Raw genomic sequence first — 20865 nt, 5'->3', positions numbered from 1 at the left:
GGCAGAGGTGAACGGCGGCCGGGGCCGGTTAGGGGGTTGCGGTCAATGTGCCTTCCCGTAAATAGAACGGATACACCATGTTGCTGCGGGTATTGGTGACAATCAGCGTGTAGTCGAGGTTAATCAGCAAGGTGCCGTCGTGGGCATGGCTACTGTCGATAGTGATCGCCTGTAGCTGAATCCGTGGCTCAAAAAACAAGATGGCCTGCTCAATACGGGTTTTCATGTCGGTCAGGGTGGAGAGCGTGAGGTCTTCAAACACCATGCCCTGAATATCGCAACCGTACCGGGGGGCCATAATGCGCTCGCCGGGGCGGGTGGAGAGCAACAGCGCCAGGCTTTGCCGGATATCCTCATCGCCGCTGACCATGCCAATACTGTGGGTCGCGGTATCAAACTGCGGCGGAAATCCCCAGCCGGTACCGAGAAACGCGTTGTCGTTATTCACGGTTATCCTCCTATCAACACAGTAAAATCGCCCAGCGCGATATTGCCGCCATGGGCGGTGGTATCACCGAGGCGCGCCGCCGGTTTACCGCCGATCAGCACCGTGGCGGAGCCTTTTACGATGGCGTCCGGTGGCCCAACACAGACGCAGTTATCCCCCAGCACCGCCGCTGGCAGTTTGCCAATCAATACGGTCGGTACGCCGGGGCCGATAACCGGCCCGCCGACATGAGGAATCGGTGGTAACCCCGGCGTCACCATCGGGCAAGCGTGTAAATCAGTCAGGCGAGCAGCAGGCGGCATAAGGTGTTTCTCCCGGTTTTTTGTCGATAACCAACAACGTTGTCTCGTTGTACCTGTTTGGCGTTAAAAACTGTGCTGAGGTGGGCGACCCCGCCGGGTGAGCCGCATGGATGCGGCGAAAGCCCGAGCCGTGCTGGGAGCACGTCACGGGCGGCCCGAACAGCGGGGGCGAACGCCGAAGGCACCGCGTAGCGGCACAGTTTAGCCACCAGCCAGTGGTCAAGGAGAGGTGGCGTTTGAACCTCTCCTTGTCGTGCGTGCGACGATGCTGCAAAGAGAAGACGAGGCTTATCCCGCACGAAATGTTGCTCAATTCCACCAGACATTCGACAACAGCCCCTCTACTGATCTCAGTTAATCAACCCTAGTTGATCATCACGATGCCGCCTTTCACGGTGGTTTGGCCGGAGGCCGACAGTTCAGCGGTGGCGTTGCCTTTGGCGGTCAGGCCGGTTTTGGCGGACAGGTTGATGTTCATCCCCTCGGCGGTGACGTCGGCTTTGGCGCTGATATCCACGGTGCGCCCGGCGCTGAGTTCGATTTTCCCTTTGGCGCTGAGGGTGATGTTCTTCGGGCTGTCGAGCGTGATGCCAGACGCATCCAGCGTGACGCTGTTGCCGTTCTGGTCCTGTAACGTCACCGTTTTGTTTTTGTCGTTCAGCATCACCTGATTACCGCCGGGGGTCGTCAGGGTGATGGACTTGTCCTCTTCGTTGAACTGCAACGTTAACTGGCTGCGGGTCATCAGCGTTTTGAGGGTGTTTTTGGCTTCCGGTGTGACCGGCGGTGGGTTCTTGCTGCTGTACAGGCTGCCGAGGATCACCGGGTCGGACGGGTTATTGTTGAAGTAACCCAGTATCACCTCGTCGCCCACCTCCGGCATGAACTGTGCCCCGATGCCGGATGAGGCGTAATAACTGGCCAGCCGCGCCCACAGGCCGTCGTTTTCCGCCTGCGTCACCGGTAGCGACACCTGAACGCGGTGTTGCTGTTGTGGGTCGCCGTCGAGCTTTTTGACGATGCCTATCTGCAAGCCATCCACGCCCGGCAGCAGACCGGCGGCAGGCGGCGGCGTGAGGTCCCGGTGTTCAGCCGACCAGACCGGCGGCATACCGAAATCGATGTGGGTCAGCCACTGCCCATCCTGAATATGGTGGCGAACGCCGCTGACGTAGCGGTGGCCGTTAAAGCGCGCGCCGACGCCAGCCAGCTCAATCAGTGTGTTGATGCGTGCGCGAGCGCTGCCCTGACAGGTCAGGGTGCCGCGCAGGCGGGAGAGGGCGGATTTTACCTGTTGACCACTCGCCCAGTCCCGCAGCGCGCTGGCTGGCAGCGGCGTGGCGCTTTGCAGCCGAAACGCGGGCAGCCCCAGTACGCGGGCCAGCTCATCGGCACTGAGGTTGCCTTGCTGGCTGACGGATTGCGCGGCGGCGTTTTCCTGTATCGGCTGCTGGTTTTTGATATCCCAGCCAACGCCGGTGACCGAGCTGAACTGATAACGGGCGTCGATATCGGCGGTCAGTGACATCAGGTCGTCGCCGTAGGTGAGGGTCAACACTGGCGATGCGCTCAGACAGGGCGCGGTGACCGCTACCGTATTATCGTCGTTGCAGACCACCAGTCCGTTGGCTTCCGCTCGGGTCAGCAAGAAATCCCAGTCGGTGCAGTTGAATTGCACCAGTTCGTCGTGCTGGGTGGTTGTGGTGTCGACACGGGCGGTGAGCCCGGCGCAGCGGCCGATCAACTGGCGTAAGATGTCGCTGTCTTTCTTCTTGAGGTAGTTGTTGTTGCGGCGCGCGACCGTCATGCCGATAGCGCTGTCCCGGCATTCGATGATCAGCCGTGAATGACCCGCCCCACCGAGGCGGATGCCGTGGCGAATGATGATCCCCTCGAACAACACCTGTTCCTGGCTGGCGTAACCGGCGGCGATAGTCAGCGTGTTACCCGGTTTGAACAGCGAGCCGCTACTGAGCGGAAAGCGATTTTGCGGCATGTCGCCATCCTCAATCACCAGTTCGGCGCGGGCGATATGGTTCACCCGTTTACAGACATGGAGGGATAACACCTGGATAGCGTTACCGATCTCGGTGCCGTTGCTCTTGATGGTGTAGGTCACCACGCCGTCATGGTGTGTTGCCGGGGAGTCCGCCATATCGTGATTCCGTCAGGCCAGGGGGGGAAAATACAGACGTGTGCCCGGTGCAATGTGCATCACGCTGTTCAGGTTGTTGTAACGGGCGACCGCCACGTAGTAGGCATTGTCCTGATAAATCGCATGACACAGTTGCGGTAAGGTATCGCCTTGTTTCACCACCACGCTGTGGGTGAGGTCCGGCGAGGAGCGATTGGCCCGCAACGCCTGCTCGCTGCTGTCCAGATAGTTGTCGAAGCGCAACCCGAGGGTGGCGCGCAGTGGCGCACCGGCGGCGTCGAATAACGAGTAGCGAATATCAAGACGGGTCAGGCGTCCTTTGAACGACAGGGTGCCCCAGGTCAGTACCACTACGCTGGGTTCGTGCTTCTCGCCGACATAGCGGTACACCACGTTTTTCAACTGAGTGACCTGACTGGCGACATCGGGTTTTTGCGGCTGCTCGACCACGCCGGTGCCGTCAATCATCAACTCGAAACTGAGGTTCTCGCTCTGGTAGCTGGCAAAATCGAGCCGTGGTGCCAGACTGCCGAGTGTACGGTTGCCCGCCACCGCCCGGTTGGTGTAGTTGATGCCGTGCTCGTGACGGAGGCAGGCAGGGTTGAGCATCACGTCAAACTGCTGCTTTTTATCGAGGGTGCGGATAGTCAGCTTCTGCATGATAGCGCCTCCGGTTAGCGTTCCCGCGGCCCGCTACTCAGGTGATGCAGTACCTGCGTGCCTGCTGGCGCGGTGTGTGCGGCATCTGGCCCACTGTTGCTCGCCGTGTTGTCTGTGTCGCTGTCGAGGCGGCCCGTGTCCTGCCGCGGAGCATCCGGGTCATTCGGCTGAATAACCCGTGAGTAAATCGTCAGTTGTCGCACTTCTATTGCCATGATGGTGTCTCCTTCTGCGGTTACTGCTTGCGTGTCGAACGACTAAAACACAGCACAATCTCTTCAATCGCCACCTCGTTGCGGGTGGCGTGGAAGCGGTCAACCCGCCAACTGATGGGGTAGGCGTTATAAAACAGCCACACTCGCAACGGGTCGCCCTGTTCGTTCAGCAGGCTGACGCTGACCTCTTTGGTTTCCAGCGGGCCATTTAACTGCCCTTCAAAGCAACGCTTACACCAGCGCACCAGCGGCGAACTGGCCGAACCCAGGCCCCGGCGCAGCGTGAGCGGCCCGTGTTTCACCGCCACCGGCAGGTGATACAGGTTGTTATTGCCACCCTCACGGAAGGGTTCGGTTTCAATACGTGCCTCAATACCGGACACTTCCTGAAAGGCCTGATCGTCGCCGCTGTTGTCGATGTTCACGCTGAAATAAAACGCGGGTAGCGGCCATTCACTGCTGGACGATGGTTTTTGCATCAGCATTACCGGGTCTGGTTATTGGCTACGTCAGATGAGCCTGATGGCCGGGTTAATGCAGCGGCAACCCACTGCATTAACCGTTCCTCACGCCGTGAACCGGCGATTACACCGCGACTTCCAGCCCTTCGTGCGCCAGTTCGATGGTTTCAACCGCCACTTCATTGCCGTCTGATTTCAAATCCGTCCCGCTGATTTTGGTCGGCCAGGCGTTTTTGAGCTTCCACGTCATGGCCGGGCTGCCGCTTTCATCAAGCAGACTGATGGTGACGGCGGTGCGGGCAATGGTGTTCATCTTGATTTTCGAGAACCAGTCGTAAAAGTTGTTATCTTTGACGAAAATGCCTTTTTTCAGCGTCACATTGCCGGACTTGATAATTCCGGGCATTTTGATGGTGGAAAATACCGGGCTGTTACCCGCGCGGTATTCAATAATCTGGGCTTCGATATCCAGGCCGCTAATTTCCTGAAACGACGCCACCATGCTGGCGCCCGCGCCGCCGTCCCATTTCACTTCAAAGTGAAATTTGGGCATCGGCCATACGGTGCTTGACTGAGCGGAACCGTCATCTGCCATGGGTGTTCTCCTTGAAGAGGGTGATAAAATCTGTGGTCGTTAAAATTTCATACCGTCAGCGTCAGGATTTCTGCATCTGCTGCTGGAAGGTGATTTCGATAAACTCGGCCGGGCGGCTGATGGCTACCAGTACGGTGATACGCAGGATCCCTTCCAAAATGTCCTGCGGCGTCATGGTTTTACCAAGACCGACATCCACGCTGTAGGCGTCTTCCGGTGAGGCTCCCGCCAGCCCGCCACGCTTCCAGATGCCGAACAGAAAGTTTTCGATCATGCTTTCCATCGACACCCAGGTATTGGCGGTGTTGGGTTCGAACACGTAGGCTTTGGCCGCCTGTTTGATCGATTCCTCCAGCATGATCATTGTCCGGCGCACGTTGACGTAGCGCCAGTCGAGGCTGTTGCCGTCCAGCGTACGCGCGCCCCACACCAGCGTGCCTTCGCCGGTGAAAGTACGCAGCGCGTTGATCGATTTCCCCTGGGTGGTGACGTTCAGGTCTTCCTGCTCGTCGGCGCTGATATTCACGCTGGGTGACACCACCGCGTTCAGGCTGACGTTGGCCGGGGCTTTCCACACGCCACGGGCGTTATCCACCATGGTGTAGATCCCCGCCATCGACGCGGCGGGTGGCAGCAGGTTTTGCTGACGCCGGATGTTTTCCAGCACGCTTTTGTAAATGGGGCTGATAGAGAACAGGATTTTGTGCAGCAAGGTTTTTTCCGCTTCGCTCTGCTCCACCGTCAGCTTGGCGACTTCGTCCAGCATCTGTTGCTTTTTGGCCGCTTTGAGCTTGTTGCCGCCGCTGTTTAACTGCTCAGCGCTCAGGCCATCCAGCTCTTTGAAGGCGGAGGCGATTTCCGCGTTCAACACGGTGATCAGAATGTCCGGGTTGTTGACGTTGGCGAAGCTGATGTCGCTGTCCTGAATGATTGAGGTGTTCAGCCACGGGTAGTACGCGGTGGCGTAATCCAGGTAGTTGATGCCCAGTTTGGAACGGAAGTTGGCGATACAGTCGCCGCTCGGGTCTTGTCGGTCTTTATACCCTTCCCAGACATCAAGAATAGCGATGCGGTTTTTCATGGTACCGCCGCAGTGAGCCAGCACCGCCTGCTGCACGTTGATGCAGTCATCTTCTTTCAGGCATACCGCTTCCGGGGTCAGCACCATGGTGGGTTCCGGCTCTTTGAGTAGCGGTGTGACACCGTTTTTCAGTGCATCGGCATCAATGGCGTCTTGATAGCCCCCCACCGAGATGATGTAACAGGGGCCGCCGCCATTCTGGAAAAAGAACAGCATGCTGTAGTACAGCAGGTAGCGGGTATTCGCCAGGGTCAGGGTATAGGCCTTACCTGCCTGATTGAAAGCCGCATCCCCCGGTACTTGATCGGTTTTTTCGACGATATCGAATTTATGCAGCGGCGCGCCGCCAAAATAATGGCGAAAATCCGACATCGAGGTAATTCGCCACGCTTTATTACGCAGTGATACGCCGCCATTTTCCGCTTTTTCGGTATAACCAATAAAGGCCGGTACCGCCGTGGCGACTTCAACAACAGAATTGGGGAAAGCGTTCTTTTCAACAATATAAACGCCTGGGGTTTTCATCACGCCCATAGTGTGATTCCTTCTGATTGAGAGAGATAACCACCCCGCGCCCTTTCGATGCCGAGAGTAAAAGGTACCTGCGCCGGTATGGCGGTATCGCTATTTTTTTATTGCGCTATTTTTATTGCCCTGTCTTTCTTGTTATGTCAGTTAATAATGATTTCAGAGACAACGGTGGATGATTTATCCACCTGCAATCGACATTGATGTTGCGGCATGGCGACCGGCAATCGTTCAATCAATACGGTGTTGTCCTGATAAAGCTGAAAATAATAGTCAGACCTTTTTTGTATTTTTAATGGTTCACAGGAAATAAACGCCTGCGCCCGTTGGCCATTAGCCAGTATTTCTTCTCCCAGATAATCAAACTGATTATTCTGACGGTTATCCCGAATACGCGTATTCGAATTGACATACGGCGCGGTGAACAGATATTTCCAGCGCCGCCGTTGGCAGTGAAACGGCATAATAAAGACCGGTGCTGTTCGCCGGTTGAGAAATGCCGTTATCGCCGTTGCACTCATCTCAATATCCACCTGCCAGATTCGCCCTTTGGCTGAGGGCAAACTGTTCGATGCCTCTGATGGCGTGTCGCTGCGCATTTCCAGACGCACCTCGCCGGGTTCTACGCCGTTCAGTGTGTAACCAAAGTACGGCGTTTTCGGTTCCACTAGCCCGCTGGTGTCGGTCGCACTGATGTCCGTATAGCTGAAAAAATTCGGCTCCCGGCTGCCAAACCACCACCGCAGCGTGACGTTCTCCACCGCCTGAAGGGCGGGATGGGTTCTATCCGCCAGCACCAGCACCCCGTCGGCCTGCGGTTTGGTCAACAGCCCGATGCTTGTCGCCGCCTGTTGGCTACCCGGCTGCCATTCGCCATAAAACGGCAGACTGGTACAGCCGGTAAAAAATTCATGTTCGATACGCAATTGAAATAATGCGTCGTAATCGCTCATGACGTTGTGCCCTTAGTCACGGTGGCAGGCAATTGTCTGACACGTTCGGTCTGCGACTGAATCGCCTGGCTATCAGCAATTCTCACCCGCACACGGTATACCGCAGACGGCAAATAACGGCTGCCTAACATCGTCCACATCGTGCTGAGCTCGTGACGCGGCAGGCTGTCCATTTCCAGTAATAGTTGCTCAATTGCCTCGTCCATATCTGGGGCGTTATAACGGTTAAGCAGGGCATTTTTATGAAAGAACGCCATCGCATGGGCGATCATTTGTAATCCTTCCGCGTATTGCGCACCGCTAAAATTTGCTGCCACCACCAATGAAATGCGTACAAATAACGGCGGCGTACTCACAGCAAAACGATTCCCAGGATTAGCGGCATTATTGCGATACGCCACGGTTTCTTTTTCAATATTCGATAAAAACACCACCAGTTTATTTTTCGTGAGGGGAAACATCTTACCCTCGTCATCAGCCGGGTTCGCAATAACCACAACGTCATCGTGCAGGTTCAGGGTATTTTTTAGGTATTGATTTAATTGTCGGGTCAGGTAATGGATAGAGGCGTGGATCATGGAGGTTCCTTTATTAATTATCCTCTGTAGAACTCGCTATAAATGAGGTAGCTGTAAGTCGTACAGCAAGTATTGCTGATAAAATTTATGCCGAAAAGATCATTCGTATTTATGACTGAATTAACCATGGTTTTTACTTGTTTTTGAAGCAATGTATTCATTTCTATTGCTTCTTTTTTATGTGACGTTTTTTACCTGCTTTTGTTAAATATATTTTGGCGCTTTTTTGTGATTGATTCTTATGATATTGTTACAAGATTATTGGGCCTGACCCTGCCGATTGACAGAAGTTTAAACCCTATTTTTGAGGTTTTTCTCGTCTTTCTTATTGATGATTTTATTATCTTTCTATTAGCTATTCGGAGGCTATACATGACCTTGGGGCGTTCTATCAGTCTACTTTTACCCCTTATTTTCCTTTCTTCACACGCTATTGGAGCGGCGAAGTCATTCGATGGTATAACTTGTAAGAGTGATATTCCCTCGGCATTAATCGGGCGCCATATGCCAAATGAGAGTACTGTGGCCACCGAAGAGCGTTACAAGAGTATTGATCTTAAAGATTTGGGGACTTACGGCATGGAAAGTGATGGTGATCCCTGGTCGCTTGAGTCATGGCAAATATGCGGTCGGGAGTATTTCTTACTCGATCGTCGTGAAATCGTCAAAGATGTCCTCTCGTCACCTTCACCGAAAGAAAACCCTAAAGCACAAATCGTTTCGTGTGTAGTTGATGGTTCGAATTCCCACGATACGTTTGTTACGTTTATCCCCTCGGAGGAAAAACCATGGCCAAGGACGGTTGAACACGCCTGGCGCATCAATGACAAGACAGTCAAATTTACGAAGGTTGAAGGCAAGGAAATTGTTTGCAACCCATAGTCATTAGCATTTGGGATAACCAGCAGATGGTTGAACGGATCGGTACAAAACACCGTGCGGTCTGTTCATCTGTATTATGTCGGGCTTAAATCTATTTGTGTAATCTGGGTTATGCCCTTTGGTGAGTTCTGCCATGTTGCGATGCTGTTTCATGCCACTATTCCATACGGAGATAAATAGAAATGAAACTACTACTTGTCGGCGCAACCGGGTTGGTCGGCCATCAGGTGCTATTAAAGGCTCTGGCAGAGTCGCGTATTACGCAGGTGACGGCACCGGTACGGCGTGAATTACCTGCTCACGACAAACTGCTGGCACCGCAGGTGAGTTTTGAACACTTGCCGCAAGATGCCGACTGGTGGCAGGCCGATGCCGTGATCTGCACGCTGGGCACCACCATTAAAACGGCGGGGAGCCAGGCGGCATTCTACCAGGTTGATCATGACTACCCACTGGCGGTTGCACGTCTGGCTAAGCACCACGGCACGCCAACCTACGTGCTGAATTCAGCCAGAGGGGCGAGCGTTACGTCGCGGTTTTTCTACAACCGGGTGAAAGGTGACGTGGAGCGCGATCTGGCTGGAGTGGGGTTTTCTTCGCTGACGCTGGTGCGCCCAGGATTGATTGGCGGCGAGCGACACGATCGACGTGCTGGTGAATGGGCGGCACAACAGGTATTGCGTGTATTGCATCCGGTGCTACCACGGGCTTTGCGTATTAACCCTGCGGAAAACATTGCGGACGCGTTGCTGGCGGCGGCGTTGAATCCGGTTGGCGGTGTGCAGGTGATTGGCTCTGAGCATCTGGTGTAAAGTGAAGGTCACTCTGTATAACGGAATAACGCAGGAGCCACTATGAATAGCGAAATTTCACCAGTTGAGCTGGCAAAAGCCTATCGGCTGGTTAACCACGGGCCGACAGTGTTGGTGTCGGCCTGCCATAACGGGGTAGAGGATGTGATGGCGGCGGCCTGGTGCTGTGGGCTGGATTTCGCACCGCCTAAACTGACCGTAGTGCTGGATAAGGCGACCAAAACACGTGAACTGCTGGAAAACAGCGGCTATTTCGCTGTTCAGGTACCAACAGTGGCACAACTGCAATTAACCAATCAGGTTGGGAATATCAGCCTGCGGGATAACCCGGACAAACTGGTGCACTGCCAGGTGGAACTGTTTCGCACCAGCGAGTCGGATGTGCCGCTGGTGGCCGGTTGTGCGGCTTGGCTGCTGTGCAAACTGATCCCTGAACCTCACAACCAGCAAACCTACGATCTGTTTATCGGGGAGGTCATCGGGGCCTGGGCGGATTCACGCATATTCAGTGACGGTCACTGGCATTTTGAGAAGGCCGACCCGGCGTGGCGTAGCCTGCATCACGTGGCGGGTGGGCATTATTACGCCATCGGTGATGCGCTGGATGCAGGGGAATAGCGATATAAACGAACGCTCTGCAAGGGCAGGGCGTTCGGCCCATAATCAATATGACTCTATTTATTGTGGTTTGCTGTTTTCTATTGATGGGAACGGGGATGAAGGCTTAAGTGATTCCATACCCCATTGCCAGATTTGTGATTTTCTTTCTGGTGTAGTTAATAGCCCCACCATACCATAGATAAAAATAAATAAGAGAACGCTGGCAATAATTCCAGAAAATCCACTCCATATCCATGATAATACACGTAATGCAATGGGTGTTTTTTGCTTTTCTTTTCTTGATGCAGCACGAAAAAACTCTTTGATGGCTTCTTCTTTCGCATGTTCAATAGCCTGGTGTTTTATTATATCGCTCTCAGCTATTTCTTTGCTTTTTCTATCTATTTCTATTCTGAGGTTTTCTATTTCTGCGTTTTTATTTTCGATAATATCGATCTGTTGTTGATAATCTTTCCTGATTTCTTCTTCCCAGTCTTCCAGCAGGCGAGAAAACATTGTTCTGGCGTTATCACGATAAGCATCTAAACGCAGTTGAGTATGTACAACCTGTTCATGAAATTGCTTTACGGCAAGATCAATTTCCTGCGTGGTTTTTCCTGTGGCACGTAACTTTTCGGCGTATTGGTTTTTTTCAAGTTTATAAAACGAGTAGGCTATTAAGCCAATACTGTCTTCTGGATTTTTTACCAGTAATTGGAAAACCCATGATTTTTCACTAGTTATAACCAACGAATTATCGTTTTCCATCGACCTAAAATAACGTCCCTTGTTAATCTGAAAGTTTTTCTGTCAGTAAGCTAATTTTCTTTTACTGCTCACTCTCATTGGAGCGTAACACCTGATTCATTGCTTGATTAATCAGTGAATTTAGATCTGATTGGGAGAGTGTTCTTACTGTTGCTGCTGCACCTGCGGCGCTAGCGCGACTTGATGCCTGCTCAACAGATTGCAATATTGCCTGACGATGAGCTTCGGAAATTCTCTGTAATTCAAATGAACGTGACATAGGCAGTATTCTCATCCTTTTCCTGACTTATGTGGTAACTGGGTTCATCCTTGAACCTGTACATCATACCGGAACCTGTGTTGGCCCCGGCATTGATGATGGTTATCAGAACGGAATGTCGTCGTCAAAATCCATCGGCGGTTCGTTGCCCGGCATTGGGGCGCTTTGCTGCGGACGGGATTGACCGCCACCGCTGAACTGGTTGGCTTGCTGCGGCTGTTGCGGTTGACCCCAACCACCTTGTGGTGCGTTACCACCACCTGTATTGCCGCCCATGTTGCCACCAGCAGGTGCACCGCCGCCGGTACGGCCGCCCAGCATTTGCATGCTGCCGGAGATATCGACCACCACTTCAGTGGTGTAGCGATCCTGGCCGCCCTGATCCTGCCATTTACGGGTACGCAACTGACCTTCGATATACACCTGAGAGCCTTTGCGCAGGTACTCACCGGCGATTTCCGCCAGCTTGCCGTAGAGGGCGACGCGGTGCCACTCTGTACGCTCTTTCTGCTCGCCGGTCTGCTTGTCGCGCCAGCTGTCCGACGTGGCCAGAGTCAGGTTAGCGACTGCGCCGCCATTCGGCATGTAACGGACTTCCGGGTCCTGACCCAGATTCCCGATAAGAATCACTTTATTAACGCCTCTGCTGGCCATGTTGGTGTCTCCTGAACAATCACTTTTTAAAGTTTAAGCGAAGAATTCTAGCATGTCAGCGCTACAGATTATACCGGTGTGAGAGTCGCGAGCCAGCTCCGGTCTTTTTTCCCATGTTGCTGTTGTTGCAGTCAGATACTGGATATTCATTCAGTTTATTTTGTGCCATAATCGGCCGTTTCTACTGGTTTCCTTTCTTAGATAAAGGATAAAAAACAGCGTCTACTGCGGGAAAAGTGTGCATGGATAAGATCGAGATTCGTGGTGCCCGTACCCATAACCTGAAGAACATCAACCTGATTATTCCGCGTGATAAGCTTATCGTCGTGACGGGGTTATCCGGTTCGGGTAAATCCTCGCTGGCGTTCGATACGCTGTATGCCGAAGGGCAACGTCGTTATGTGGAGTCGCTATCGGCTTACGCGCGCCAGTTCCTGTCATTGATGGAAAAGCCGGATGTGGACCACATCGAAGGGCTGTCGCCCGCTATTTCCATCGAGCAGAAATCTACGTCCCATAACCCGCGTTCTACCGTCGGCACCATCACTGAAATCCACGATTATCTGCGTTTGCTGTTTGCCCGTGTCGGTGAGCCGCGCTGCCCGGAACACGATATTCCGCTGGATGCCCAGACTGTCAGCCAGATGGTGGACAACGTCTTGTCCCAGCCGGAAGGCAAGCGGCTGATGCTGCTGGCCCCCATCGTGAAAGAGCGTAAAGGCGAACACACCAAGACGCTGGAGAACCTGGCGACGCAGGGTTATATCCGTGCGCGTATTGACGGTGAAGTGTGCGACCTGTCAGACCCGCCGAAACTGGAACTTCAGAAAAAGCACACCATTGAAGTGGTGGTAGACCGCTTTAAAGTACGCAGCGATTTGGCACAGCGTTTGGCGGAGTCGTTCGAAACCGCGCTGGAGTTGTCCGGCGGCACCGCTGTGGTGGCGGATATGGACGATCCGAACGCGCCAGAGCTGTTATTTTCCGCCAACTTTGCCTGCCCGGTGTGTGGCTACAGCATGCATGAGCTGGAACCGCGACTGTTTTCGTTCAATAACCCGGCGGGTGCCTGCCCGACGTGCGACGGGCTGGGCGTACAGCAGTTTTTCGACCCGGCGCGTGTGGTGCAAAACGGCGAACTGTCGCTGGCAGGCGGCGCGATCCGCGGCTGGGATCGCCGTAATTTCTACTATTTCCAGATGCTGCGTTCACTGGCGGAGCACTATGAGTTCGATGTGGAAGCGCCGTTCGATAGCCTGAGTCCAGCGATTCAGAAGGTGATTCTGTACGGTTCTGGCAAAGAGAATATCGAGTTCAAATATATCAACGATCGCGGCGACACCTCGGTACGTCGTCATCCGTTCGAAGGGGTGCTCAACAATATGGAGCGCCGCTACAAAGAGACGGAATCGACCGCGGTGCGCGAAGAACTGGCGAAATTCATCAGTAACCGGCCGTGCGCCAGCTGTAATGGCACCCGATTGCGTGAAGAAGCGCGCCACGTTTACGTCGAACAGACGACGCTGCCACAGATTGCTGACATGAGCATCGGCCATGCGATGGAGTTTTTCCATAACATCAAGCTGAGTGGTCAACGGGCGAAAATTGCCGAAAAAGTGCTGAAAGAAATCGGCGATCGGCTGCGTTTTCTGGTTAACGTGGGTCTGAATTACCTGTCGTTGTCGCGCTCGGCGGAAACCTTGTCGGGCGGCGAAGCGCAGCGTATTCGTCTGGCGAGCCAAATCGGTGCCGGTCTGGTCGGTGTGATGTACGTGCTGGACGAACCGTCTATCGGCCTGCATCAGCGTGATAACGAGCGCCTGCTGGAAACATTGATTCACCTGCGTAACCTCGGTAACACGGTGATCGTGGTGGAACACGATGAAGACGCCATCCGCGCTGCTGACCACATTATTGATATTGGCCCCGGTGCTGGCGTACACGGCGGTCAGGTGATTGCCGAAGGCACGGCCACGCAGATCATGGCGGTGCCGGAATCGTTGACCGGGCAGTTCCTGAGTGGGGCGCGCAAAATCGAGATCCCGGCGCAGCGCGTGCAGGCCGACCCGTCTAAAGTACTGAAACTGATTGGCGCGCGTGGCAACAACCTCAAAGACGTGACCCTGACGCTGCCAGTCGGGCTGTTCACCTGTATTACCGGGGTGTCCGGTTCAGGTAAATCGACGCTGATCAACGATACGCTGTTCCCGATTGCCCAGCGCCAGCTTAACGGTGGTGAACTGAACGAACCGGCACCGTACCGCGAGATCCAGGGGCTGGAGCAATTCGATAAGGTGATCGACATCGATCAAAGCCCGATCGGTCGTACCCCTCGCTCGAACCCGGCCACCTACACCGGCGTGTTTACGCCGATCCGCGAATTATTCGCTGGTGTACCGGAAGCGCGCAGCCGCGGCTATAACCCCGGTCGGTTTAGTTTTAACGTGCGCGGCGGGCGTTGCGAAGCCTGTCAGGGCGACGGGGTTATCAAGGTGGAAATGCACTTCCTGCCGGATATTTATGTGCCCTGTGACCAGTGCAAAGGCAAACGCTATAACCGCGAAACGCTGGAGATTAAATACAAGGGCAAGAGCATCCATGAAGTGCTGGAGATGACCATCGAAGACGCCCGCGAGTTCTTTGATGCCATTCCGGCGCTGGCGCGTAAGCTGCAAACCCTGATCGATGTCGGTTTGTCTTACATCCGTTTGGGGCAGTCGGCCACCACCTTGTCCGGCGGTGAAGCGCAGCGCGTGAAGCTGGCGCGTGAGCTGTCGAAGCGTGGCACCGGGCAGACGCTGTATATTCTGGATGAGCCGACGACCGGTCTGCATTTTGCTGATATTCAGCAGTTGCTGGCGGTCTTGCACCAGTTGCGCGATCAGGGCAACACCATTGTGGTGATCGAGCACAATCTGGATGTGATTAAAACTGCTGACTGGATAGTCGATCTGGGCCCGGAAGGGGGCAGTGGCGGCGGCGAGATTCTGGTGTCCGGCACGCCGGAAACGGTAGCCCAGTGCGAGCAATCCCACACCGCCCGGTTCCTGAAACCGATTCTGGATCGGGGTTAGTCAGTTTAGGTTATTGATAAAACTTCCTATCTTGACGGAAGTGGTTTTTCCAGCGTCAAAACTGTGCTGAGGCTAGCGGATTCGCCGGGTGAGCCGCATGGACGCGGCGAAAGCCCGTGCCGTGCTGGGAGCACGTCACGGGCGGCCCGAACAGCGAAGACGCTTGCCGAAGGCACCGCGCCAGCGGCACAGTTTAGCTATCAAGCCAGTGGTCAAGGAGAGGCGGCGTTGAGCCTCTCCTTGTCGTGCGTGCGATGACGTTGCAAAAGAATCACCACATTTACTACGCACGAAACTTTTTACCGTTCTGGTATAAATTCGCCTATAAAAAACAATAGCCTGTTTGTTTACAGCCTCATCGCGGTGTGCCGCGCTTTTTTATGGCATCCTCTGGCGATGGTTACCACCACAGGAGAGATGAAATGTGGAAACAATACGATATTCGGCTTAAACCCCGGTCCCGTGGTTTTCATTTGATCACCGATGAAGTGCTGGGGCAGGTGACGGATTTACGTCAGGTGAAGGTCGGGCTGCTGCATGTGTTTATCTGCCATACATCCGCGTCGTTGACGGTCAATGAAAATGCCGACCCCACGGTGCGCCAGGACTTCGAGAACTTCTTTAGTCAGTTGGTGCCGGAAGACGAACCCTATTACCGCCATACCTATGAAGGCAGCGACGACATGCCAGCGCACCTGAAGAGCAGCCTGTTGGGCAGCAGCCTGATGCTACCGGTACGCAACGGTCGGTTGCATATCGGCACCTGGCAGGGGATTTACCTGTGTGAACACCGTAACCACGGCGGCAGCCGCTCGCTGGTGGTAACTTTGCAGGGTGAATAACCGGTGCCGTATCGGTTGAGTACTGACGGCAGCTCGGCGCTGCTTAATGTTGTGCCAGTGAAATGTCGTCAGAGAGGTATTCCACCACCACCTGATTACGCCCGCCGTTTTTCGCTTTGTACAGTGCGTTGTCTGCCGTTTTAATGGCGATATCCAGCGCGGATTTTTGCGGGTTAAAGGTGGTCACGCCGATGGAAATGGTAACCTGATGATGGTGCGCACCTGGCACATAGACCGTGTTGGCGACGTTATTGCGCAGCCGTTCGGCTATCACCGTCGCGACATGGATATCGGCACCGGGCAGCAAAATAAGAAACTCTTCACCGCCAATTCGGCAGACCAGGTCGGTTTTGCGGAAGTTTTTACGGATTTGCTGGCTCAGTTTGCGAATGACCGTATCCCCCACGTCATGCCCAAAAGAGTCATTGATCGATTTGAAATGGTCGATATCGATGGCGATGACCGAGACTTTCTTATATTCACCCCGGATCTCTTCCATGCTTTCCAGCATACCCCGCCGGTTCAACATGCCGGAAAGCGGGTCGGTGTGTGCTTCTGAACTGAGGCGACCAATACGCTTGTGCAACAGCACGGTTCCCATCAGCAGCACCCGCTTGAGCTGTTCTATCTCCAGATACCAGGCTTTCACCGCCCGGATTTTACCAATCACCCCAGGCTGTTCCATGCTACTGGCTGATTTGGCCAACTGACGTAGCGGCTTGGCGATGTAGTAGGCCAGAATACTGAGCATCAGCAGGGTGACGATACCCAGCGGTGTGCCTTGTTTTAGCACATTCAGCATGACATCGTTCAGCGCCTCTTCAATGGAGTGGAATGACTGTTGGGTAATAATAATCCAGCCTGATTTTTGTGTTCTGATAAAGGCGGCCGGTGAGGGAATACCCTGTTCATCTGGCATCATAAAACTGCCTTTATTCTGGCCTTTAATCGATGATAAGAGGGTGGGATCAGTAAATTTAGTGCCGACTTGCGCAATATCGTGGTGATAAATAATGGTGCCTTCGTTATCAATAACGTAAGTATTAAAGCTGTCATTGCTAAATTGTGTATTCATGAATTCATTCAGAATGCGCCGGTTATTAAGGTAAAGCGAACCACCGACATAACCGAGGTAATGTCCTGCATCATCCAGAATAGGTTGGGAAATAAAAATAATATAATTGCCACTCAGAGAGGTATACGGTGAGCTGATAAAGAAGCGTTTTACTTTATTAGCGGTAAAATGCTGGCGGGAATTGACGGTAAGGCCGGTCAAATTCAGTGACGTGGGTGACGACGCAATAATTTGCCCACTTTCCGTCACCACCACCATGGAGTTAAAAGCATGGCTTAATCGATGAATGCGTTGCAATTCGGTTTGCAGCGCTTGTAAATTGCCGGACTGAGCATGTTGGACGAGCAGCCTGGCACTATACGACAATTGCTCCTCTGAAATAGAGAAAAAATTGTCTACGGTGATAGCTAATTTGTATGAATAGCTTGAATTGACTTTAGTTGCTTGTTCAATAAGTAATTTTTTCTGTACATGATAAAAAGTGAAATAGCTGTTCAGCAGTGTAATAAACATACTGGCAATAGAAATGAATAGCATTAAATGCAAAAGGTTTATTCGAAGCAGGTTTTTTATTCGCATTTAGTTATCGTTACCACATTTATTACCATTTCTGGTGGCACAAGATGTGCGATTCATTTGTTTTTTCGTTAAGGGAGGACATACAGCTAGCCTTAATAATTAAGTAGTAGTCAAGGATTAAAATAGTGTCAACCTGTGTGGCGGGAAATTTTGGGGCGGAAATCAAAAATAAAAAAGAAACTGTGTTTTAATTGAAGTTATGGATGTAAATAATAATATATTGCATTGAAATGCGTACCATAATCTCAGGCTGAATACTAATTAACTCGCTATTAATTACTTTCTTTAGTATCAGCTGGATTCACGTTGACCATCAGCATGCCATGCTGGCAGTGATGGACTGTATCTGTCTAATTCTTTAGAGGTATTGATGTATTAGGGCAAGGTTGGGCAGTCGGTTACGTTTACCGATAAAGACGTATCTTCCCTTCTTTTTCTTACCTGATGTCTGTTGTTACGCACACCTTCTGTTCCTCACTTTCTCACGACGTTAACCTTAACAATTGTGTGACTTTTTTGTTGCTATTTCCGATCAATAAATAAAATTCAATAGCTATTGCCTATTTATAGTCGTTGTTTGAATGTTTTTATCGATCAAACTGTAAAGGTTGATAGAATGAAAAACCGATAGCGGGTCAGGGTGCCGACCAGAGCGTATTCAATGGCGACAGGTAGTGATGATCTCGAGTCCGTGTTCTTGGAATACTTTTAAATCTCTTTTTTTAATGTTTGTGTTTTACTCACTGTGGAAAAGAAATGCTTTTTATCGCCGGAAAAGGGGATGAGAAATATTTCATCGTGATGACTGGCTGAGATATTCGCCTGGTTGTTGCTTTTCTCTAATCACGATTAATGACAGTAACGGATGAGATACCTGTTTTAGCCGCAGTTCTGTGTTTGCCTCTGAAAAAGTCATGTTTATGACATTGTGTTCTTAATAAAGGAATGAGGAGCGGAATATGCGTTTATCTGATTGGCGAATCGGGTATCGGCTCGGAGCCGGTTTTGCCGTCCTGGCGGTCATGCTGGTTTTTGTCGGCATGTTATCGATGGCGAAGCTGTCAACGTTTCATGAAGATGCCCGTGACATTGTGCAGGAGATTTATCCCCAAACCGTTGATGCCAACACCCTGATAGAAAATGTGAATGAAGGGGTGCGAATCTTCCAGCAATTACTGCTGGTCTCGGGTGATGATCGTATCAAAGCGGTATCCGATCAGATTGCACCGGTATCAAAGGAAATTACCCGATTGATGGATGTGTTGGAAAGAGAAGCCAATGAATCCAATAACGCGAAAATTCAGCAACTGATTGGCGATATCCGGCGTATCCGGGCTCAGTTTCTGGAGTCCGGGCAAAAAATGGTGGCGCTGGTGAAAGCCAATAACCGTGAAGAAGCGCTGGATGAATTTAATCAGCACCTGAATCCGGCACAGCGAGAATACCGTAATGCGGTACGCCAACTGGTGGATTATCAGGATAACGCCATGATGAGCACCGTGGATGCCATGTCCGCCACGTATCACGATATTCGGTTAGTATTGCTGGCGATTCTGGGGGCCGGTGTGCTGCTGAGTATCTGGGTGGCGATGGCGATAACCCGCAGCGTGACCCAGCCGATTCAGCAGGCACTGCTGATGGCAGACCGCGTCTCGCAAGGCGACCTCACCGCACAGATTTCCTCCACCCGTAAAGATGAAGCCGGGCAACTGTTGCAGGCGCTGGATCACATGAATGCCAGCCTGCGCCAGATTGTCGGCCAGGTGCGTGACGGCGCGGAAGCTATCTCCACCGCCGCCTCGCAAATCGCCGCCGGTAATCAGGACCTCTCTTCTCGCACCGAAGAGCAGGCCAGTTCGCTGGAACAAACGGCAGCCTCGATGGAAGAGTTAGTCTCCACCATCAAAAACACCGCCGATAACACACACCAGGCCACCTCGATAGCGAATCTGGCATCCTCCGCCGCGCATCGCAGCGGCGAAGTGATGCTGTCCGTCACCCATAAAATGCGCGGTATTCGTGAATCCTCGATGCGCATGGCGGAGATCATCGGCGTTATCGACGGCATTGCCTTTCAGACCAACATTCTGGCGTTGAACGCGGCGGTGGAAGCAGCGCGTGCTGGCGAGCAGGGGCGTGGGTTTGCCGTGGTCGCGGGCGAAGTGCGTTCTCTGGCGCAACGCAGTGCCACCGCCGCCAAAGAGATCAAAGAGCTGATCGATGACTCGGTCGACAAAGTGCAGGAAGGGATGGATCTGGTGGATAACGCCGAATCCACCCTGACTGACCTGACCAGCCACGTCAATGATGTGCATAGCATCATCAACGAGATCTCGCAGGCGAGCCATGAACAGAGCGACGGCATGAGCCAGATCAACATCGCCGTCGGGCAGATTGACACCACCACCCAGCAGAACGCCGCGTTGGTGGAAGAATCGGCCTCTGCCGCGCTGTCGTTGCAGTCTCAGGCTTCTCTGCTGGCCGAAGCCGTCAGCGCGTTTCGCCTGACGACGCAGGGCCACGGCGGCACAACACCACCAGCCCGTCCGTCAGCGGTGCTATCTCCGGCGCTGCCGGAAAAGCGGGCCGCCGCGGCAGCGGGTAGCAATAGTGATTGGACGTCGTTCTGATAGGTTGCCCTTTTCCGGGCGCTAGATAGTGAGGGTTATCGGTAGAGTGAGGGTTTCGTGCGGGATAAACCGAGTCGCTTCTTTGCCACATCATCGCACGCACGACAAGGAGAGGTGCAAGCGCCACCTCTCCTTGACCTCTGGCTTGATGGCTAAACTACGCCGCTAACGCGGTGCCTTCGGCGTTCGCCTTCGCTGTTCGGACCGCCCATTACGCGTTCCTTACGCGGAATGGGCTTGCACGGCATCCCTGCCGTGCATCCGGCGAAGTCGCTCACCTCAGCGTAGTTTTAACGCCAGTAAACCCGTCAAGCGCTGCCTGTGCGGCAGTGAACTTTCCACCATACTCGTTTTACAAACTTATGATTTTCTAAGCTGCCTATCCGGCAGTGAACCCGAGCAGACCAAACTGGCCGGGGAGTATGCTTTTCTAAGCTGCCTATCCGGCAGTGAACAGGACGGACACGAACTTCCAGACCAGTTTCCGTTTCTAAGCTGCCTATCCGGCAGTGAACAGCGGACGCTATCGGGCATGGATTCTCTGCGCATTTCTAAGCTGCCTATCCGGCAGTGAACGAGGGCGATGGCAGCGCCTCGGCTGACCTGCTTTTCTAAGCTGCCTATCCGGCAGTGAACCAACCGCAGTCGGCAATGAAGCCTGCATCAATTTCTAAGCTGCCTATCCGGCAGTGAACGTCAGACCGTTTATACAGG

20 protein-coding genes and 1 CRISPR repeat array are annotated in these 20865 nt (G+C 53.1%); of the genes, 6 read left to right on the top strand and 14 right to left on the bottom strand.

Going from position 1 to position 20865, the window contains the following annotated elements:
* Nucleotides 1-28 precede the first annotated feature (28 nt).
* The 10 genes from DZE2538_RS16265 to DZE2538_RS16220 all read right to left on the bottom strand — a co-directional run bounded on the left by DZE2538_RS16265 (nucleotide 29) and on the right by DZE2538_RS16220 (nucleotide 7976).
* Entirely contained in the window at nucleotides 29-448 is a 420-nt protein-coding gene (locus tag DZE2538_RS16265; RefSeq protein WP_038916798.1) for a GPW/gp25 family protein, read from the bottom strand.
* A gap of 2 nt (nucleotides 449-450) precedes the next feature.
* Nucleotides 451-750, bottom strand: coding sequence for a PAAR domain-containing protein (locus DZE2538_RS16260; RefSeq protein WP_016940542.1), 300 nt, complete (start codon nucleotides 748-750; stop codon nucleotides 451-453).
* 364 nt (nucleotides 751-1114) lie between these two features.
* Nucleotides 1115-2905 (bottom strand): type VI secretion system tip protein VgrG, encoded by a 1791-nt coding sequence (gene vgrG, locus DZE2538_RS16255; protein ID WP_038916797.1) that lies wholly within the window; start codon nucleotides 2903-2905, stop codon nucleotides 1115-1117.
* A gap of 12 nt (nucleotides 2906-2917) precedes the next feature.
* A complete protein-coding gene (locus DZE2538_RS16250; RefSeq protein ID WP_038916796.1) occupies nucleotides 2918-3565 on the bottom strand; it encodes a CIS tube protein in 648 nt (215 codons plus the stop codon).
* Nucleotides 3566-3579: 14 nt separating this feature from the next.
* Complete coding sequence (locus tag DZE2538_RS16245; RefSeq protein ID WP_038914591.1) at nucleotides 3580-3780, bottom strand: hypothetical protein; 201 nt, start codon at nucleotides 3778-3780, stop codon at nucleotides 3580-3582.
* Nucleotides 3781-3800: 20 nt separating this feature from the next.
* Nucleotides 3801-4259, bottom strand: a complete 459-nt coding sequence (locus DZE2538_RS16240) for a phage tail protein (protein WP_023640712.1) — start codon at nucleotides 4257-4259, stop codon at nucleotides 3801-3803.
* Between the two features lie 106 nt (nucleotides 4260-4365).
* Nucleotides 4366-4836, bottom strand: coding sequence for a phage tail protein (locus DZE2538_RS16235; RefSeq protein ID WP_012886094.1), 471 nt, complete (start codon nucleotides 4834-4836; stop codon nucleotides 4366-4368).
* 61 nt (nucleotides 4837-4897) lie between these two features.
* Nucleotides 4898-6451: a phage tail sheath family protein gene (locus DZE2538_RS16230; protein ID WP_019843445.1), complete on the bottom strand. Its 1554-nt coding sequence runs from the start codon at nucleotides 6449-6451 to the stop codon at nucleotides 4898-4900.
* 137 nt (nucleotides 6452-6588) lie between these two features.
* On the bottom strand, nucleotides 6589-7398 hold the full coding sequence (locus tag DZE2538_RS16225) for a hypothetical protein (RefSeq protein WP_038916795.1): 810 nt from the start codon (nucleotides 7396-7398) through the stop codon (nucleotides 6589-6591).
* Nucleotides 7395-7976, bottom strand: a complete 582-nt coding sequence (locus DZE2538_RS16220; protein ID WP_038916794.1) for a Pvc16 family protein — start codon at nucleotides 7974-7976, stop codon at nucleotides 7395-7397. The genes DZE2538_RS16225 and DZE2538_RS16220 overlap by 4 nt, the downstream gene beginning before the upstream one ends.
* Before the next feature lie 228 nt (nucleotides 7977-8204).
* On the opposite strand from DZE2538_RS16220, the gene DZE2538_RS16215 reads away from it, so the two are divergent.
* The 3 genes from DZE2538_RS16215 (at nucleotide 8205) to DZE2538_RS16205 (ending at nucleotide 10288) form a co-directional block, all read left to right on the top strand.
* The gene (locus tag DZE2538_RS16215) at nucleotides 8205-8858 is read left to right on the top strand and encodes a hypothetical protein (RefSeq protein WP_038916793.1); all 654 of its coding nucleotides are present in this window, start codon (nucleotides 8205-8207) and stop codon (nucleotides 8856-8858) included.
* Between the two features lie 182 nt (nucleotides 8859-9040).
* A complete protein-coding gene (locus tag DZE2538_RS16210) occupies nucleotides 9041-9670 on the top strand; it encodes a Rossmann-fold NAD(P)-binding domain-containing protein (protein ID WP_038916792.1) in 630 nt (209 codons plus the stop codon).
* Between the two features lie 42 nt (nucleotides 9671-9712).
* Nucleotides 9713-10288 (top strand): flavin reductase family protein, encoded by a 576-nt coding sequence (locus DZE2538_RS16205; protein WP_038916791.1) that lies wholly within the window; start codon nucleotides 9713-9715, stop codon nucleotides 10286-10288.
* 60 nt (nucleotides 10289-10348) lie between these two features.
* Here DZE2538_RS16205 and DZE2538_RS20045 read toward each other — a convergent pair whose 3' ends face one another.
* The 3 genes from DZE2538_RS20045 to DZE2538_RS16195 all read right to left on the bottom strand — a co-directional run bounded on the left by DZE2538_RS20045 (nucleotide 10349) and on the right by DZE2538_RS16195 (nucleotide 11951).
* Nucleotides 10349-11038: a hypothetical protein gene (locus DZE2538_RS20045; protein ID WP_050568708.1), complete on the bottom strand. Its 690-nt coding sequence runs from the start codon at nucleotides 11036-11038 to the stop codon at nucleotides 10349-10351.
* Between the two features lie 61 nt (nucleotides 11039-11099).
* Complete coding sequence (locus tag DZE2538_RS20510; RefSeq protein ID WP_236305780.1) at nucleotides 11100-11297, bottom strand: hypothetical protein; 198 nt, start codon at nucleotides 11295-11297, stop codon at nucleotides 11100-11102.
* Nucleotides 11298-11402: 105 nt separating this feature from the next.
* The gene (locus DZE2538_RS16195) at nucleotides 11403-11951 is read right to left on the bottom strand and encodes a single-stranded DNA-binding protein (protein WP_012886084.1); all 549 of its coding nucleotides are present in this window, start codon (nucleotides 11949-11951) and stop codon (nucleotides 11403-11405) included.
* Between the two features lie 242 nt (nucleotides 11952-12193).
* On the opposite strand from DZE2538_RS16195, the gene uvrA reads away from it, so the two are divergent.
* Together uvrA and DZE2538_RS16185 are read left to right on the top strand one after the other, a co-directional pair.
* The gene (uvrA, locus tag DZE2538_RS16190) at nucleotides 12194-15025 is read left to right on the top strand and encodes an excinuclease ABC subunit UvrA (RefSeq protein WP_023640702.1); all 2832 of its coding nucleotides are present in this window, start codon (nucleotides 12194-12196) and stop codon (nucleotides 15023-15025) included.
* Nucleotides 15026-15447: 422 nt separating this feature from the next.
* Nucleotides 15448-15867 (top strand): secondary thiamine-phosphate synthase enzyme YjbQ, encoded by a 420-nt coding sequence (locus DZE2538_RS16185; protein WP_019843456.1) that lies wholly within the window; start codon nucleotides 15448-15450, stop codon nucleotides 15865-15867.
* Nucleotides 15868-15910: 43 nt separating this feature from the next.
* Here the strand turns inward: DZE2538_RS16185 and DZE2538_RS16180 are convergent, their stop codons facing one another.
* Nucleotides 15911-17479, bottom strand: a complete 1569-nt coding sequence (locus DZE2538_RS16180; RefSeq protein WP_019843457.1) for a sensor domain-containing diguanylate cyclase — start codon at nucleotides 17477-17479, stop codon at nucleotides 15911-15913.
* A 1001-nt stretch (nucleotides 17480-18480) separates the two neighbouring features.
* Between DZE2538_RS16180 and DZE2538_RS16175 the strand changes: the two genes are divergently transcribed.
* Complete coding sequence (locus DZE2538_RS16175; protein ID WP_038916790.1) at nucleotides 18481-20151, top strand: methyl-accepting chemotaxis protein; 1671 nt, start codon at nucleotides 18481-18483, stop codon at nucleotides 20149-20151.
* A gap of 367 nt (nucleotides 20152-20518) precedes the next feature.
* A CRISPR array of direct repeats spans nucleotides 20519-20846; the repeat unit is 28 nt; unit sequence TTTCTAAGCTGCCTATCCGGCAGTGAAC.
* Nucleotides 20847-20865: the final 19 nt, after the last annotated feature.

Origin of the sequence: Dickeya zeae NCPPB 2538 (assembly GCF_000406165.1) — a bacterium.
Lineage (GTDB): Bacteria > Pseudomonadota > Gammaproteobacteria > Enterobacterales > Enterobacteriaceae > Dickeya > Dickeya zeae.
Note: the sequence above shows the minus strand (reverse complement) of the source record. Positions and strands in the feature narration are given on the sequence as shown.